The 15,874-nt window shown below is 75.8% G+C and carries 15 protein-coding genes; 12 read left to right on the forward strand and 3 right to left on the reverse strand.

Features of this window, described 5'->3' with window-relative positions; all coding sequences use genetic code 11:
- Positions 1-99 precede the first annotated feature (99 nt).
- Positions 100-882, forward strand: a complete 783-nt coding sequence (locus FS882_RS11710; protein WP_158373221.1) for a helix-turn-helix transcriptional regulator — start codon at positions 100-102, stop codon at positions 880-882.
- A 120-nt stretch (positions 883-1,002) separates the two neighbouring features.
- Here FS882_RS11710 and FS882_RS11715 read toward each other — a convergent pair whose 3' ends face one another.
- The 3 genes from FS882_RS11715 to FS882_RS11725 form a co-directional block, all read right to left on the reverse strand.
- The gene (locus FS882_RS11715) at positions 1,003-1,395 is read right to left on the reverse strand and encodes a VOC family protein (RefSeq protein WP_158373222.1); all 393 of its coding nucleotides are present in this window, start codon (positions 1,393-1,395) and stop codon (positions 1,003-1,005) included.
- Positions 1,396-1,472: 77 nt separating this feature from the next.
- On the reverse strand, positions 1,473-2,204 hold the full coding sequence (locus tag FS882_RS11720; RefSeq protein WP_158373223.1) for a DsbA family oxidoreductase: 732 nt from the start codon (positions 2,202-2,204) through the stop codon (positions 1,473-1,475).
- Positions 2,201-3,184, reverse strand: a complete 984-nt coding sequence (locus tag FS882_RS11725) for a quinone oxidoreductase family protein (protein WP_158373224.1) — start codon at positions 3,182-3,184, stop codon at positions 2,201-2,203. Before FS882_RS11725 ends, FS882_RS11720 begins: the two co-directional genes overlap by 4 nt.
- A gap of 229 nt (positions 3,185-3,413) precedes the next feature.
- Between FS882_RS11725 and argC the strand changes: the two genes are divergently transcribed.
- The 11 genes from argC to tyrS all read left to right on the forward strand — a co-directional run bounded on the left by argC (position 3,414) and on the right by tyrS (position 14,939).
- The gene (gene argC / locus FS882_RS11730; RefSeq protein WP_262348253.1) at positions 3,414-4,484 is read left to right on the forward strand and encodes an N-acetyl-gamma-glutamyl-phosphate reductase; all 1,071 of its coding nucleotides are present in this window, start codon (positions 3,414-3,416) and stop codon (positions 4,482-4,484) included.
- Complete coding sequence (gene argJ / locus FS882_RS11735) at positions 4,481-5,665, forward strand: bifunctional glutamate N-acetyltransferase/amino-acid acetyltransferase ArgJ (RefSeq protein ID WP_262348242.1); 1,185 nt, start codon at positions 4,481-4,483, stop codon at positions 5,663-5,665. The genes argC and argJ overlap by 4 nt, the downstream gene beginning before the upstream one ends.
- Complete coding sequence (argB, locus tag FS882_RS11740) at positions 5,662-6,666, forward strand: acetylglutamate kinase (protein ID WP_158373226.1); 1,005 nt, start codon at positions 5,662-5,664, stop codon at positions 6,664-6,666. The genes argJ and argB overlap by 4 nt, the downstream gene beginning before the upstream one ends.
- Complete coding sequence (locus FS882_RS11745; protein ID WP_262348243.1) at positions 6,667-7,953, forward strand: acetylornithine transaminase; 1,287 nt, start codon at positions 6,667-6,669, stop codon at positions 7,951-7,953. It begins immediately after the preceding gene.
- Positions 7,950-8,882 carry an ornithine carbamoyltransferase gene (argF, locus tag FS882_RS11750; protein WP_158373227.1) on the forward strand — a complete coding sequence of 311 codons (933 nt, stop codon included), beginning with the start codon at positions 7,950-7,952 and terminating at the stop codon, positions 8,880-8,882. The genes FS882_RS11745 and argF overlap by 4 nt, the downstream gene beginning before the upstream one ends.
- Complete coding sequence (locus FS882_RS11755) at positions 8,879-9,430, forward strand: arginine repressor (protein WP_158373228.1); 552 nt, start codon at positions 8,879-8,881, stop codon at positions 9,428-9,430. The genes argF and FS882_RS11755 overlap by 4 nt, the downstream gene beginning before the upstream one ends.
- 56 nt (positions 9,431-9,486) lie before the next feature.
- Positions 9,487-10,728: an argininosuccinate synthase gene (locus FS882_RS11760; RefSeq protein ID WP_147793748.1), complete on the forward strand. Its 1,242-nt coding sequence runs from the start codon at positions 9,487-9,489 to the stop codon at positions 10,726-10,728.
- The gene (gene argH, locus FS882_RS11765; RefSeq protein WP_158373229.1) at positions 10,721-12,136 is read left to right on the forward strand and encodes an argininosuccinate lyase; all 1,416 of its coding nucleotides are present in this window, start codon (positions 10,721-10,723) and stop codon (positions 12,134-12,136) included. The genes FS882_RS11760 and argH overlap by 8 nt, the downstream gene beginning before the upstream one ends.
- Before the next feature lie 61 nt (positions 12,137-12,197).
- Positions 12,198-12,800, forward strand: a complete 603-nt coding sequence (locus tag FS882_RS11770) for a uridine kinase (protein WP_262348244.1) — start codon at positions 12,198-12,200, stop codon at positions 12,798-12,800.
- 134 nt (positions 12,801-12,934) lie between these two features.
- On the forward strand, positions 12,935-13,621 hold the full coding sequence (locus FS882_RS11775; protein ID WP_222848204.1) for a DNA-3-methyladenine glycosylase: 687 nt from the start codon (positions 12,935-12,937) through the stop codon (positions 13,619-13,621).
- 52 nt (positions 13,622-13,673) lie between these two features.
- A complete protein-coding gene (gene tyrS / locus FS882_RS11780) occupies positions 13,674-14,939 on the forward strand; it encodes a tyrosine--tRNA ligase (RefSeq protein ID WP_158373231.1) in 1,266 nt (421 codons plus the stop codon).
- The last annotated feature ends 935 nt before the right edge of the window (positions 14,940-15,874 follow it).

The following is a 15,874-nucleotide window of genomic DNA, read 5'->3' on the forward strand; positions in this document are numbered from 1 at the left end:
TGCCCCGCACGAGGACGGGCCCCCGCCGCCGGACCGCTCCGGCGGTGGGGGCCCGTCGTCGTCGCCTCCGTGTCGTCGTCCGGTGGGATGCTGCGGGACGTGTACGCCGAACGACCGTCGACCCGCGTCCCGGGTGCCGTGCTGTGGTGGGTGACCGCGCCCCCGGCCGGGCCCGGCGCGCCCGCGGCGGTGGACCCGGCGCGGCCCGCGGCGTCGTCCGCCCCCGGAGGCCCTGCGGCGGCGGGCCAGGACGTGCTGCCCGACGGCTGCATGGACCTCGTCTGGTCCGGCGGCCGGCTGCTCGTCGCCGGCCCGGACACCCGGGCGCACCCGACCGGGCCGCTCCCCGCGGGCGCGGCGGCGGTCGGCCTCCGGCTGCCGCCCGGCGCCGCCCCGGTCCTGCTCGGCGTCCCCGCGGACGCCCTCCGTGACGAGCGCCCGGAGCTCGCGGACGTCTGGGGCGCCCGGGCCGCGCGGCCGTGGGCGGACGCCGTCGCGGCGGGCGGGGCAGCCGCCCTCGAGAGCCGGGTCGCGCCGCTGCTGGCGGAACGCGGCGGCCGGCCGCGCGAGACCGCGGTGGTCGCCGGTCTGGCCGCCCGCGCCACGCCGGCCGCCGACATCGCCGACCGGCTCGGCGTCACGCCCCGCACCCTGCATCGCCGCTCGCTCGCGGCGTTCGGCTATGGCCCGCGGACGCTCGGGCGCGTGCTGCGGCTGCAGCGGGTGCTGCCGCTGCTGGACGCGGGCGTCCCGCTGGCGGAGGTCGCGCAGCGGGCGGGCTACGCCGACCAGCCGCACCTGTCCCGCGAGGTGCGCGCGCTGACCGGACGGTCGCCCGCGGCGCTCGCGGCCGGGCGCGCCGGGGCCGCGGCCTCCGCCTGACCGACGACTTCCGGCGCCGCTCCCGCCGATCGGCGCGGGTGACGCCGGAACCCGGAGGTCCCGCGCTCGGCTGGGCCCGCGCCCGGCCGGGCCCCGCACCCGGCCCGGCCGGCAGCGCGGTCAGGCCGCGTCGGCGAACAGGTCGACCGCCGTGCCGTCCGGGTCGTGCAGCACGGCGTACCGCTGACCCCAGACCGCGTCCCACGGCGCGAGGTGCCCGGTGAACCCGGCGTCGACCATGCGCGCGTACGTCGCGTCGACCTCGGCGACGTCGGCGCACCGGAAGGCCAGCGCGGCCCGGTGCCCGCCCGTCGGCGGCGCCCAGTCCGGGTCGAACGACCGGATCACGTCCACGGTGTCCCAGGCCAGCCGCAGCCCGCCGGGCAGCGTGACCTCCACGTGCGGCTCGGCGTCGGCCGACGCCGGCAGGTCGAGCCCGAGGGCGCGGTAGAAGGCGAGCGTGCGCGGCAGGTCGGTCGCGACCAGCCCGATCATGTCCAGCTGCGGTGTCATGCGACGACCGTAGGCGCCGCGGCGGGCGCGGGTCGTGGACGTTTCGGACGCCCGGCCCGCGACCCGCCCCCCGAGGCTCAGCAGCCGTCCGGCCCGCACGCCTCCGCGTCCGCCGCGCCCGCGATGGTCGGGATCGCCAGCGGCGGGTTCGCGTCGGCCCACGCCTGGGACAGCAGCTGCGCGAACACCTCGACCGGCTGCGCGCCGGAGAGCCCGAGCCGGCGGTCCGCGACGAAGAACGGGACGCCCTGGATGCCCAGCGCGGCGGCCTCGGCCTCGTCGGCGCGCACGGCGCCCGCCCCGGCGTCGGTGGCCAGTGCGGCGCGCACGGCGTCGCCGTCGAGCCCGGCCTCGACCGCGATCTCCACCAGCACGTCCAGGTCGTCCACGACCCGCCCGTGCTCGAAGTGCGCGCTCATCAGCCGCTCGACGACCTCGGCCGCGGCAGGATCGCCGCCCAGCGAGGCGGCGACGTGCACCAGCCGGTGCGCGTCGAAGGTGTTGGCGGGCACCACGGTGTCGAAGTCGTACGCCAGGCCGACCGACGCGGCGACGGCGGTCACCTGGTCGAACATCTGCCGCACCTGGTCGACCGGCATGCCCTTGCGCTCGGACAGCATCTGGGCCTCGGTCAGCCCCGGGTGGGCCGTCGACGGCTCGGCGTCCGGCTGCAGCTCGAACGAGCGCCACGTCACGCGGACGTGCTCGCGGTGCTCGAAGCCGGCGAGCGCGGCGGCGAACCGGCGCTTGCCGATGTAGCACCAGGGGCAGGCGATGTCGGACCAGATCTCGACGTGCAGGTCTCTCATGCGGTCAGGAGCACCTTTCCGGTGGTGGCCCGACCCTCGAGCGCGCGGTGCGCCTCGGCGGCCTCGGCCAGGGGGTAGGTCGCGCCGACCCGGACGTCGAGGGTGCCGGCGGCGACGGCCGCGAACAGCTCGTCGGCCCGCCGGGTCAGCTCGTCCCGGGTGGCGGTGTAGTGGCCCAGGGTCGGCCGGGTGAGGAACAGGGACCCGGCGGCGTTGAGCCGCTGCGGGTCGAACGGCGGGACCGGCCCGGAGGAGGCGCCGAACAGCGCGAGGCCGCCCCGGGGCCGCAGCGAGGCGAGCGAGGCGTCGAACGTGGTGGCGCCGACGCCGTCGAAGACCGTGTGCACGCCGCGGCCGCCGGTCAGGTCGCGCACCAGCGCGGGCAGCTCGGTCGTCAGGTCGCCGAGCTCGGTGTACCGGATGACCTCGGCCGCGCCGGCGGCGCGGGACAGCGCCTCCTTCTCGGCGGTGCCGACGGTGGTGATGACCCGTGCGCCGCGCGCGGCGGCGAGCTGGGTGAGCAGCAGGCCGACGCCGCCGGCCCCGGCGTGCACGAGCACGTCCTGGCCCTCGAGGACGGGGAACGTCGAGGTCACGAGGTAGTGCGCGGTGAGGCCCTGGAGCGGCAGCGCCGCAGCCACCTCGTCGGCCACCCCGTCCGGCACCCGCAGCGCGACGGCCTCCGGCACGACGACGAGCTCCGCGTAGGACGACGGCGCCGACGCCCACGCGACCAGGTCGCCCACCGCGAAGTCCCGCACCTCCCGACCCACGGCCTCGACGACCCCCGCGCCCTCGGAGCCCGGCACGTGCGGGAACGGCATCGCGTACACGCCGCTGCGCCGGTACGTGTCGATGAAGTTCACGCCCGCGGCGCTGAGCCGCACGAGGAGGTCGCGCGGACCGGGCAGCGGGTCGGGGATCTCGTCGGGCTCGAGGACGTCGGGTCCACCCGGCTCGGTGGCGAGGATCGCGTGCATACGAGCAGCAACGACGGGCCCCGCCCGGGCATTCCGGCCACGTCAGGGGACGGGCACGCGCCGGGCCAGCCGCCGCCGGCACACCACCGGTTCGTCCCCTGACCACCCGACGGATCGGGTGGTCACGGACGATCAGGCGGCCACCGCGACCCCGGGACCCGGCGCGCGTGTCCGCGGTGCCTCGCCGCCGGACACCTCGATGCATCAGTGTGCACTCGGGTGTATGGTCATGCACATGTCCTTCTCCGTCGCCGTCGCGGGCGCCTCCGGGTACGCCGGCGGCGAGACCCTGCGGCTCCTGCTCGGCCACCCCGAGGCCGAGATCGGCGCGCTCACCGCCCACTCCAACGCCGGCACCCGGCTCGGCGCGCACCAGCCGCACCTGCGCGGCCTCGCGGACCGCGTGCTGACCCCGACCTCGGTCGACGAGCTCGCCGGCCACGACGTCGTGGTGCTGGCCCTGCCGCACGGCGCGTCCGGCGAGATCGCCGCGGCGCTCGCGGACCGGGGCGACGGGGCTCTGGTCGTGGACCTCGGCGCGGACCACCGGCTGACCGACCCCGAGGCGTGGCGCTGGTTCTACGGCACGGAGCACGCGGGCACCTGGCCCTACGGCATGCCGGAGCTGCTGCACGCGGGGGAGACGACCCCCTCGGCCCAGCGCGCGGCGCTCGCGGACGCCCGGCGGATCGCCGTCCCCGGTTGCAACGTCACCGCCGTGACCCTGGCCCTCCAGCCGGGCGTCGCCGCGGGCGTCGTCGACCCGGCCGACGTGGTCACGGTCCTGGCCGTCGGGTACTCCGGCGCGGGGAAGTCGCTCAAGACCCACCTGCTCGCGGCGGAAGCGCTCGGCTCCGCGCAGCCGTACGCGGTCGGCGGGACGCACCGGCACGTCCCGGAGATCCAGCAGAACCTCGGCGTCGCCGGCGCCGCGGCGGTCGGCCTGTCGTTCACCCCGGTGCTGGTCCCGATGTCCCGGGGCATCCTCGCGACCGTGACCGCGCCGCTGACGCCCGGCGCCGACGCCGCCGCCGTCCGCGCTGCCTGGGAGACCGCCTACGCCGCCGAGCCGTTCGTCGAGCTGCTGCCCGAGGGCGAGTGGCCGACGACCGGCGTCACGACCGGCGCGAACACCGCGCTGGTGCAGGTGGCGGTCGACGAGGCCGCCGGCAGGGTCGTCGCGCTGTGCGCGCTGGACAACCTGGTCAAGGGCACCGCGGGCGCCGCGGTGCAGTCGCTGAACCTCGCGCTCGGCCTGCCCGAGCGCACCGGCCTCACCACCGAGGGAGTCGCCCCGTGACCGCCGCCATCGAGACCGCGGGCGTGACCGCGCCGGCCGGCTTCCGCGCCGCCGGGGTCACCGCCGGCCTCAAGCCGTCCGGGAAGCCGGACGTCGCCCTGGTCGTCAACGACGGCCCGCTGCAGGTCGCCGCGGGCGTGTTCACCTCCAACCGCGTCGTCGCCGCGCCGGTCGTCTGGTCCCGGCAGGCGGTGGCCGACGGCGTCGCGACCGCCGTGGTGCTCAACTCCGGCGGCGCCAACGCGTGCACCGGCCCGGCGGGCTTCCTCGACACCCACCGCACCGCCGAGCACGTCGCCGAGGTGCTCGGCACGTCCGCCGGGGACGTCCTGGTGTGCTCGACCGGCTTGATCGGCGAGCGGCTGCCGATGGACCTGCTGCTCCCCGGCACCGACGCCGCCGCCGCGGCCCTCAGCGCCGAAGGCGGCCCCGACGCCGCCACCGCCATCATGACCACCGACACCGTCAGCAAGACCGCCGCGGTCGCCGGCGACGGCTGGACGGTCGGCGGCATGGCCAAGGGCGCCGGCATGCTCGCCCCCGGCCTCGCGACGATGCTCGTGGTGCTCACCACCGACGCCGTCGTCACCGCCGAGCAGGCCGACGCCGCGCTTCGCGCCGCCACCCGGACCACGTTCGACCGGGTCGACTCCGACGGCTGCATGTCGACCAACGACACCGTGCTGCTGCTCGCCTCCGGCGCGAGCGGCGTGACGCCGGACCCGGAGGCGTTCGCCGCCGCCGTGGCCGCGGCCTGCGCCGACCTGGCCCGCCAGCTGGTGGCCGACGCCGAGGGCGCCTCGCACGACATCGCGGTCACGGTCACCGGCGCGACCTCCGAGGAGGCGGCCGTGGCCGTCGCCCGGGCGGTCACCCGCTCCAACCTGTTCAAGGCCGCCGTGTTCGGCAACGACCCGAACTGGGGCCGCGTGCTCGCCGCGGTCGGCACGGTGCCGGAGGACGTCGCGCCCTACGACGCCGCCCTGCTCGACGTGTCGATCAACGGCGTCCAGGTGTGCCGCGCCGGCGGGGTCGGCGAGCCGCGCGACCTGGTCGACCTGGCCGCGGCCCGCGAGGTGCGCGTCGACGTCGACCTGCACGCCGGCGACGCCGCGGCGACCATCTGGACCAACGACCTCACGCACGACTACGTCCACGAGAACAGCGCGTACTCCACATGAGCCTCGACGCCCCGCCCCCGCACGACGACGCGTTCGACACGCGGACCGACCTGCGCCCCGACCAGAAGGCCGAGGTGCTGATCCAGGCGCTGCCCTGGCTGCAGCGGTTCGCCGGCGCGCTCGTCGTGGTCAAGTACGGTGGCAACGCGATGGTCGACGAGGACCTCAAGCGCGCCTTCGCCGAGGACATGGTGTTCCTGCGCCAGGTCGGGCTGCGCCCGGTGGTCGTGCACGGTGGCGGCCCGCAGATCAACGCGATGCTCGACCGGCTGGGCATCGAGTCCGAGTTCCGCGGCGGCCTGCGCGTCACCACGCCCGAGGCGATGGACGTCGTGCGCATGGTCCTCACGGGTCAGGTGTCCCGCGAGCTGGTCGGGCTGCTGAACGCGCACGGCCCGTACGCGGTCGGGCTGTCCGGCGAGGACGGCGGCCTGCTGCAGGCCCGCCGGCGCACGGCCACGGTCGACGGGCAGCAGGTCGACGTGGGCCAGGTCGGCGACGTCGTCGAGGTGAACCCGGGCGCCGTGCACGACCTGCTCGACGCGGGCCGCATCCCCGTCGTCTCGACGGTCGCCCCCGACATCGACGACCCGACGCAGGTGCTCAACGTCAACGCGGACACCGCGGCGGCGGCGCTGGCGGTCGCGCTCGGCGCGCGCAAGCTCATCGTCCTCACCGACGTCGAGGGCCTGTACACGTCCTGGCCCGACCGGTCCTCGCTCGCGCGGCGGATCCGGGCCGGCGCGCTCGCCGACCTGCTGCCGTCCCTCGACTCCGGCATGCGCCCCAAGATGGAGGCCTGCTGGCGGGCGGTCACGGGCGGGGTCGGGCGCGCGCACGTCATCGACGGCCGCCAGGCCCACTCGATCCTGGTCGAGGTCTTCACGTCCGACGGCATCGGCACGATGGTGCTGCCCGACGACGAGCCCAGCCCCTCGCCCTTCACGTCCCCGATCCCGCGGGTCGCCCCGACCGTCCCCCACGTCCCCGAGGTGAGCTGAGTGACCGAGCAGCACCTGGAGCCGCAGGACCCCGCCGCGCTGGCCGGGGCCGACTCCGTGGCCCACTGGACCGAGCGCTACGGCCACGCGCTCATGGACACCTTCGGCGCGCCGCAGCGCGTGCTGGTCCGCGGCGAGGGCCCGTACGTGTGGGACGCGGACGGGTTCCGCTACCTCGACCTGCTCGGCGGCATCGCCGTGAACTCGCTCGGCCACGCGCACCCGACGCTGACCGCGGCGATCTCCGCGCAGCTCGGCACGCTCGGCCACATCTCGAACTTCTTCGCGAGCCCGACGCAGATCGCGCTGGCCGAGCGGCTGCTCGCCGTCGCCGACGCGCCCGAGGGCTCCCGGGTGTTCCTCACGAACTCCGGCACCGAGGCCAACGAGGCCGCGTTCAAGATGGCCCGCCGCAACAGCGAGGGCCCCGGCGGCGTGCGCCGGACCCGGGTCCTCGCGCTCGAGGGCGCGTTCCACGGCCGGTCGATGGGCGCGCTCGCGCTCACCTCCAAGGCCGCCTACCGCGAGCCGTTCGAGCCGCTGCCCGGCGGGGTCGAGTTCCTGCCGTTCGGCGACACCGCGGCGCTGGAGGCGGCCTTCGCCGACGGCGCGGGCGACACGGTCGCCGCGGTGTTCCTCGAGCCGATCCAGGGCGAGGCCGGCGTGCTGCCGCTGCCGGCCGGGTACCTGGCGCGCGCCCGCGAGCTGACCGCGGCGCACGGCGCGCTGCTGATCCTCGACGAGGTGCAGACCGGCATGGGCCGCACCGGTACGTGGCTCGCGCACCAGCACCCGCACCTCGGCGGCGGCATCCGGCCGGACGTCGTCACGCTGGCCAAGGGCCTGGGCGGCGGCTTCCCGGTCGGCGCGGTCGTCGCGTACGGCGAGCGGGCGGCGACGCTGCTCGGCCGCGGCCAGCACGGCACGACCTTCGGCGGCAACCCGGTCGCCTCGGCGGCGGCGCTGGCGACCATCGGCGTGATCGAGCGCGACGGGCTGCTGGCGCACGTGACGGACCTGGGCGCCTGGTGGCGGTCGGAGATCGCCGCGCTCGGGCACCCGCTGGTCGCCGAGGTGCGCGGCGAGGGGCTGCTCATCGCGGTGCAGCTCACCGCGCCGGTGGCGGCCGACGTCGCGTCCCGCGCGCTGGCGGCCGGGTTCATCGTCAACCCGTGCACGCCGCAGACCATCCGGCTCGCGCCGCCGTACGTGCTCACCCGCGAGCAGGCGGCGACGTTCACCGACTTCGTCGCGGCGCTCCCGCACGACCTGGGGAGCGCGGCGTGAGGCACTTCCTGCGTGACGACGACCTGTCGCCCGCCGAGCAGGCCGAGGTCCTGGAGCTCGGGCTCGCGCTGCGCGCGGACCGGTTCGCCCGTCGCCCGCTCGACGGCCCGCGCGCCGTCGCGATCATCTTCGACAAGCCGACGCTGCGGACGCAGGTGTCGTTCACGACCGGCGTCGCCGAGCTCGGCGGCTACCCGCTGCTGGTCGACGGCAACCTGGCGCGGATCGGCGTCCGGGAGTCGATCCCCGACACCGCCCGGGTGCTCGGCCCGCAGGTCGCGGCGGTCGTCTGGCGCACGCACGCCCAGGCCCGGATCGAGGAGATGGCCGCGCACGCGGGCGTCCCGGTCGTGAACGCGCTGACCGACGACTTCCACCCGTGCCAGATCCTGGCGGACCTGCTGACGATCGCCCAGCACCGCGGCGGCGTCGCGGCGCTGCGCGGACGCACGCTCGCCTACACCGGCGACGGGTCGAACAACATGGCGCAGTCGTACCTGCTGGGCGGCGCGACCGCGGGGATGCACGTGCGGATCGCGACCCCGGCCGCGTACCTGCCGGCGGCCGAGGTGGTGTCGGCGGCGGCCGCGATCGCCGCGGGGACGGGCGGCTCCGTCGAGGTGACCGACGACCTCACGGCGGCCGTCACCGGCGCGGACGCCGTCGCCACGGACACCTGGGTCTCGATGGGCCAGGAGGCCGAGGCCGCCGAGCGCGAGCGGCCGTTCGTGCCCTACCGGCTCGACGCCGCGGCGCTCGCCCTCGCGGCCCCGGACGCGCTCGTCCTGCACTGCCTCCCCGCGTACCGGGGCAAGGAGATCACCGCCGAGGTGCTCGACGGCCCGCAGTCGGTGGTCTGGGACGAGGCGGAGAACCGGCTGCACGCGCAGAAGGCGCTGCTGGCCTGGCTGCTGGAGCGTGCCGCGTGACGGCCTCCGCCCGGGCCGACGAGCCCGCCACCACGACCGGTCGGGTGCCGTCGACCAAGGCCGCGCGGCACGCGCTGATCCGGGACCTGCTGTCCCGGCAGTCGGTGCACTCGCAGTCCGAGCTCGCCGACCTGCTGGCGCACCAGGGCGTCACCGTCACCCAGGCCACGCTGTCCCGGGACCTCGTGGAGCTGGGCGCGGTGAAGATCCGCACGCCCGCCGGATCCCTCGCGTACGCGGTGCCGGGGGAGGGCGGCGACCGGTCGCCGGCCCCCGTGGTCGACGCCGAGGCGCTGGCCGCCCGGCTCGCCCGGCTGTGCTCCGAGCTGCTCGTCACCGCCGAGGCGTCCGGCAGCCTCGTCGTCCTGCGGACCCCGCCCGGGGCCGCCCAGTTCCTCGCCTCCGCGATCGACCACTCGGTGCTCCCGGGCGTGCTCGGCACCATCGCGGGGGACGACACCGTCCTCGTCATCGCCCGCGAGGGCGCCGACGGTCCCGAGGGCACCGCGCTGGCCGCGCGGTTCCTCGAGCTGGCGACGACCGGCTGACGCGCCGGTCCGCCCCCTCCCGCTCCGCACCACTCACGACACCGAAAGAGAAGAACATGACTGAGCGCGTCGTCCTCGCCTACTCGGGCGGCCTGGACACCTCCGTGGGCATCGGCTGGATCGCCGAGGCGACCGGCGCCGAGGTGATCGCCGTGGCGGTCGACGTCGGCCAGGGCGGCGAGGACCTCGAGGTCATCCGCCAGCGCGCCCTCGACTGCGGCGCCGTCGAGGCGTACGTCGCCGACGCCCGCGACGAGTTCGCCGCCGAGTACTGCATGCCCGCGCTGCGCGCGAACGGCATGTACCTCGACCGGTACCCGCTGGTGTCCGCGCTGTCGCGCCCGGTCATCGTCAAGCACCTGGTGCGGGCCGCCCGCCAGTTCGGCGCCACGACGGTCGCCCACGGCTGCACCGGCAAGGGCAACGACCAGGTGCGGTTCGAGGTCGGCATCACCTCGCTGGCCCCCGACCTCAAGTGCCTCGCGCCGGTGCGCGACCTGGCGCTGACCCGCGACAAGGCGATCGAGTTCGCCGAGCGGAAGAAGCTGCCGATCGCGACCACCAAGCACAACCCGTTCTCGATCGACCAGAACGTGTGGGGCCGCGCCGTCGAGACCGGCTTCCTCGAGGACATCTGGAACGAGCCGACCAAGGACGTCTACACCTACACGGACGACCCGACGTTCCCGCCGGTCGCCGACGAGGTCGTCATCACGTTCGCCCAGGGCGTCCCGGTGGCGCTGGACGGCGTGCCGGTCACCCCGCTGCAGGCCATCCAGGAGATGAACCGCCGCGCGGGCGCCCAGGGCGTCGGCCGGATCGACATCGTCGAGGACCGCCTGGTGGGCATCAAGTCCCGCGAGGTCTACGAGGCGCCGGGCGCCATCGCGCTGATCGCCGCGCACCAGGAGCTCGAGAACGTCACCGTCGAGCGCGAGCAGGCCCGGTTCAAGCGCCAGGTCGAGCAGCGCTGGACGGAGCTGGTCTACGACGGCCAGTGGTTCTCCCCGCTGAAGAAGTCGCTCGACACCTTCATCGACGACACCCAGCGCTACGTCTCCGGCGAGGTGCGCATGGTGCTGCACGGCGGGCGCGCGACGGTCACCGGCCGCCGCTCCGAGACCTCGCTGTACGACTTCAACCTGGCGACCTACGACTCGGGCGACACGTTCGACCAGTCGGCGGCGCGCGGGTTCATCGAGATCTACGGCCTGTCGTCCAAGCTCGCCGCCGCGCGCGACGTGAAGTTCGGCAACGCGGAGGACCTCGGCACGCAGGGCGGGATCGACGGTGCCTGAGCAGGCCGGCGCGCTCTGGGGCGGCCGGTTCGCCGGCGGCCCCGCCGACGCCCTGGCCGCCCTGTCGAAGTCGACGCACTTCGACTGGCGGCTGGCGCCGCAGGACATCGCCGGGTCGCGGGCCCACGCGCGGGTGCTGCACGCCGCGGGGCTGCTCGACGACGCGGGGCTGGCCGGGATGCTCGACGCGCTCGACCGCCTCGCGGCCGACGTGGCGTCCGGGGCGTTCGTCGCCGCCGCGTCGGACGAGGACGTGCACGGCGCCCTGGAGCGCGGGCTGATCGAGCGCGCCGGGGCCGACCTCGGCGGGCGGCTGCGCGCCGGGCGGTCGCGGAACGACCAGATCGCGACGCTGGTGCGGATGTACCTGCGGGACGAGGCGCGCGCGATCGTCGGGCTGACCCTCGACGTCGTCGACGCCCTGGTGGCGCAGGCGGAGGCCGCGGGCGACGCGATCATGCCCGGGCGGACGCACCTGCAGCACGCGCAGCCCGTCCTGCTCGCGCACCACCTGCTGGCGCACGCGTGGCCGCTGCTGCGCGACGTCGAGCGGTACGCCGACTGGGACCGCCGCGCCGCGGTGTCCCCGTACGGCTCGGGCGCGCTCGCCGGGTCGTCGCTGGGCCTCGACCCGGCGGCCGTCGCGGCGGACCTCGGGTTCGACGGGCCGGTGGAGAACTCGATCGACGGCACCGCCTCGCGCGACGTCGTCGCCGAGTTCGCCTGGGTGTCCGCGATGCTCGGCGTCGACCTGTCCCGGCTGGCCGAGGAGATCATCCTGTGGTCGACCGTCGAGTTCGGCTTCGTCCGGCTGGACGACGCCTACTCGACCGGGTCGAGCATCATGCCGCAGAAGAAGAACCCCGACGTCGCCGAGCTCGCGCGCGGCAAGGCGGGGCGGCTGGTGGGTGACCTGACGGGGCTGCTGACCACGCTCAAGGGCCTGCCGCTCGCGTACAACCGGGACCTGCAGGAGGACAAGGAGCCGGTGTTCGACCAGGTCGACACCCTCACCGTCCTCCTGCCGGCCTTCGCGGGCATGGTCGCGACGTTGCGGTTCGACACCGAGCGGATGGCGTCGCTCGCGCCGCAGGGCTTCTCGCTCGCCACCGACATCGCCGAGTGGCTGGTCCGCGAGGGCGTGCCCTTCCGGGTGGCGCACGAGGTCGCGGGCGCGTGCGTCCGGGCCTGCGAGCAGCACGAGCCGGCCGTGGAGCTGTGGGAGCTGACGGACGACGAGCTCGCCGCGATCCACCCCGCGCTCACCCCGGAGGTGCGGTCGGTGCTGAGCGTCGAGGGCTCGGTCGCGTCGCGGTCGGCGCACGGCGGCACGGCGCCGGTGCGGGTGGCGGAGCAGCTGGGCCGGGCGCGCGCCCGGGCGGCGGAGCTGCGCGCGTCGGTCGCGTGAGGCCGCGCGGCGGTCGCTCCTCGCGGCGCGACGGCGCCGCGGGGTCTGGCACGATCGCCGCGTGGACCTGACGCGCGCGCAGCAGGGGCACGAGGACGCCGCGGGCGTGCTCGTGCCCCTGCTGCTGTCCCGGCCACCGCGGCTGGGCCCCGTGCGGGCGGTCGCGGTCGACGGGCCGGCCGGCTCCGGGAAGACCACGCTCGCCGGATCGGTCGCGCGCCGGTGCGCCGAGTCGGGGGTGCGCGCGCACGTCGTGCACATGGACGACCTCTACGCCGGCTGGTCCGGGCTCGAGGGCGACCTCTGGCCGCGGCTCGCCGCCCAGGTGCTCGAGCCGCTGCGCCGCGGGCTGCCCGGGCGCTTCCAGCGGTACGACTGGCACGCCGGGCGGTTCGACGGCTGGGTCGACGTGCCGGTGCCCGACGTGCTCGTGCTGGAGGGCTGCGGCTCGGGCCGGCGCGCGGGCGCGGCCGACCTGTCCCTGGTGGTGTGGGTCGAGGCCGACGACGCGACCCGGCTGGCGCGCGGGTTGGAGCGCGACGGCGCGGACGCGCTGCCGCACTGGCGGACGTGGATGCGCGACGAGGCGGCGCACTACGCCCGCGAGGGCACCCGTGGACGCGCCGACGTGCGGGTCGACGCATGGGGCAGGATGGCCCGGTGAGCCAGGCGGTCGAGGGGAGCGGGGCGGGCGACGCGCGCGCGGCGACGCCTGCGGCGACCGCGACGCCCGCGGCGACCCCCCGCGACCCGGGCGTTCCGGTTCCCGCCGCGTCGCTCCCGGGTCCCGGGCCCGGCCTGCCCGGCGACGTGCCGGGCGTCGTACCCGCGCGGACCTGGTTCGGCCGCCCGGTGCTCGCCGTCGCGCCCGACCTGCTCGGCGCCTACGTGACGGTCCGGTCCGACGAGGGCGACGTGACCCTCCGGATCACCGAGGTCGAGGCGTACGCGGGCGAGGCCGACCCCGGGTCGCACGCCTTCCGCGGCCGCACGGCGCGCAACGCGGTCATGTTCGGCGAGCCCGGCCGTCTGTACGTGTACCGGCACCTCGGCCTGCACCACTGCGTCAACGTCGTGACCGGGCCCGCCGGCGCGGCCTCCGCGGTGCTGCTGCGGGCGGGCGAGGTCGTCGACGGCGTGGAGCTCGCCCGCGACCGGCGGCTGCGCTCGGGCGTCGTCGACTCGGACCGGCAGATCGCGCGGGGACCGGCGCGGCTCGCGGTCGCGCTCGGCCTGGACCTCTCCGACTACGGCGCCGACCTGACGGAGCCCGGGGGACGGATCGTGGTGCACCGCGACCCCGACGCGGTCGTCGGCGCGCACGCGACCGGGCCGCGGGTCGGCGTCTCGGGGCCCGGCGGCGACGCCGCCCGGTACCCCTGGCGGTTCTGGCTCGCCGGCGAGCCCACCGTGTCCGCCTTCCGGCCCGCGTATCGCCGGCCGGCGTCGGGAAGCAGCCCGCAGCGCGGGACGACGCCGGCATGACCTCTTCCGCCGACGGTGCGGCCCCGCGGCCGCGCGATGCAAGGAGCACGACGTGACCCACCTCCTGGACGAGCTCGCCTGGCGCGGCCTCGTCGCCCAGACCACCGACCTCGACGCCCTGCGCGAGGCGTTCGACGCCGGCCCGGTGACCTTCTACGCCGGGTTCGACCCGACCGCGCCCTCGCTGCACCACGGGCACCTGGTGCAGCTGGTGCTCATGCGGCACCTGCAGCTCGCCGGCCACCACCCGCTCGCCCTCGTCGGCGGGGCCACCGGCCTCATCGGCGACCCGCGGATGTCGGGGGAGCGGGTGCTCAACACCAAGGACACCGTCGCCGAGTGGGTGCAGCGCCTGCAGACCCAGATCAGCCGGTTCCTCGACTTCGACGGGGACAACCCCGCGCGCATGGTGAACAACCTCGACTGGACGGGCGAGCTCACCGCGATCGACTTCCTGCGCGAGGTCGGCAAGCACTACCGGCTCGGCACGATGCTCGCCAAGGACACCGTCGCCCGGCGGCTCGCGTCCGACGAGGGCATCTCGTTCACCGAGTTCAGCTACCAGATCCTGCAGGGCATGGACTACCTGGAGCTGCACCGCCGGCACGGGTGCACGCTGCAGACCGGCGGCAACGACCAGTGGGGCAACCTGCTGTCGGGCGTCGAGCTGATCCGCAAGGCCGAGCACGCGTCGGTGCACGCGCTCACCACGCCGCTCATCACCAAGGCCGACGGCACGAAGTTCGGCAAGTCCGAGGGCGGCGCCATCTGGCTCGACCCCGAGATGATGAGCCCGTACGCCTTCTACCAGTTCTGGCTCAACCAGGACGACGCCGAGGTGATCGGCTACCTCAAGGTGTTCACGTTCCGGACGCGGGAGCAGATCGCCGAGCTCGAGGAGGCGGTGGCCACGCGCCCCGCCGCCCGGGAGGCGCAGCGGGCGCTGGCCTACGACGTGACGTCGCTGGTGCACGGGGTGGACGCCACCGAGAAGGTCATCGCCGCGAGCCGGGCGCTGTTCGGCGGCGGGGACCTGGGCGAGCTCGACGCCGCGACGCTGTCCGCCGCGGTGGCCGAGCTGCCGTCGGCGGACGTCGCGGTCGGCGACCCGCTGGTCGACGTGCTCGCCGCCACCGGGCTGGTCGCCAGCAAGGGCGCGGCCCGGCGGGCGATCGCCGAGGGCGGGGCGAACGTCAACAACCGGAAGATCACCGACGAGGCCGCGGTCGTCGAGGCCGGCGACCTGCTGCACGGCGAGTACCTCGTGCTGCGGCGCGGGAAGCGGACGCTGGCGGTGGCCCGGGTGGCCGGGGCCTGACCCGTCCGCGCGGTGCCGGGCACCGCGCGTGCGCGCAGGTCGACGGTCGTCGACGACGAGGGGCGGTCCGCCGGGTGCGGGGCGCCCCTCGTGCACGTGCGGCGGCGCGGTGCAGGCGGCCGGCCTCCGGGTGCGCCGGGCGCGCGGACGCCGGGCGCGCGGACGCCGGGCGCCCTCCGCGGGCACCCGGGTTGCGCCCTCCCGGGAGGTGGGTCACAGTGGAACCAGCGCGAGGGTGCTGGGACCGAGGTCCCGGTGCTACCGACAGGGTCACCCTGGCCGCCGGGGAGCGAAAGCCCAGGTGGGACGGGGTGCGGGGAGCGCCTGCACCGCCGGTTTGACGAGGGTCGGACGGCGTGCGTAGGGTATCTCCTCGTCGCCCGGCAGGGAGGAACGGACACCGAGGGTCACCTCGATGGCTGGTCCCGCGGACGACGAACCCCCGGCACGGCCTCCAGGCGCTTCGGCGCCTCCTCGGTCGCGCCGGACCGGGACTTCTCGTCTGCTCCGCGAAATACCGCGGACAAAGCGGGTCGGAAAGCCTGGTAGGGTTTCGGAACGTCGGAAACGCCCGGTAAACGAGCGGTGAAGACAGGAAAGAAGCTCTGGTAGGGTTCAGGAACGCGAGGAAACGCCGGAAGGCGCGGGAACGCGGGCCAGGAACTCTGGTAGATTGGAACCGAGCCTCCGGCCGGTCGCCCTCGACAGAGGGCGGGTGGGGGATGCGCGTCTGTTCTTTGAGAACTCAACAGTGTGCCTAAGTAGTTGATGCCAAGATGGTTCATCGGCTCGGGTGGTCGTCCCCGTTCGGGGGTGGTTGTCCGGTTGTCGGTGGGTCTTGGTTGATACGGAAGTCGTCCGACCCCGTCGGGTGGCTTCCTTAGCAGCCGAATTGACTGATCTCCGCTCGCCAGCGGGTGGGGGTCGTTTCGTGT

Origin of the sequence: Cellulosimicrobium cellulans, assembly GCF_007679345.1 — a bacterium.
In the GTDB taxonomy this organism is placed as follows: domain Bacteria; phylum Actinomycetota; class Actinomycetes; order Actinomycetales; family Cellulomonadaceae; genus Cellulomonas; species Cellulomonas cellulans_A.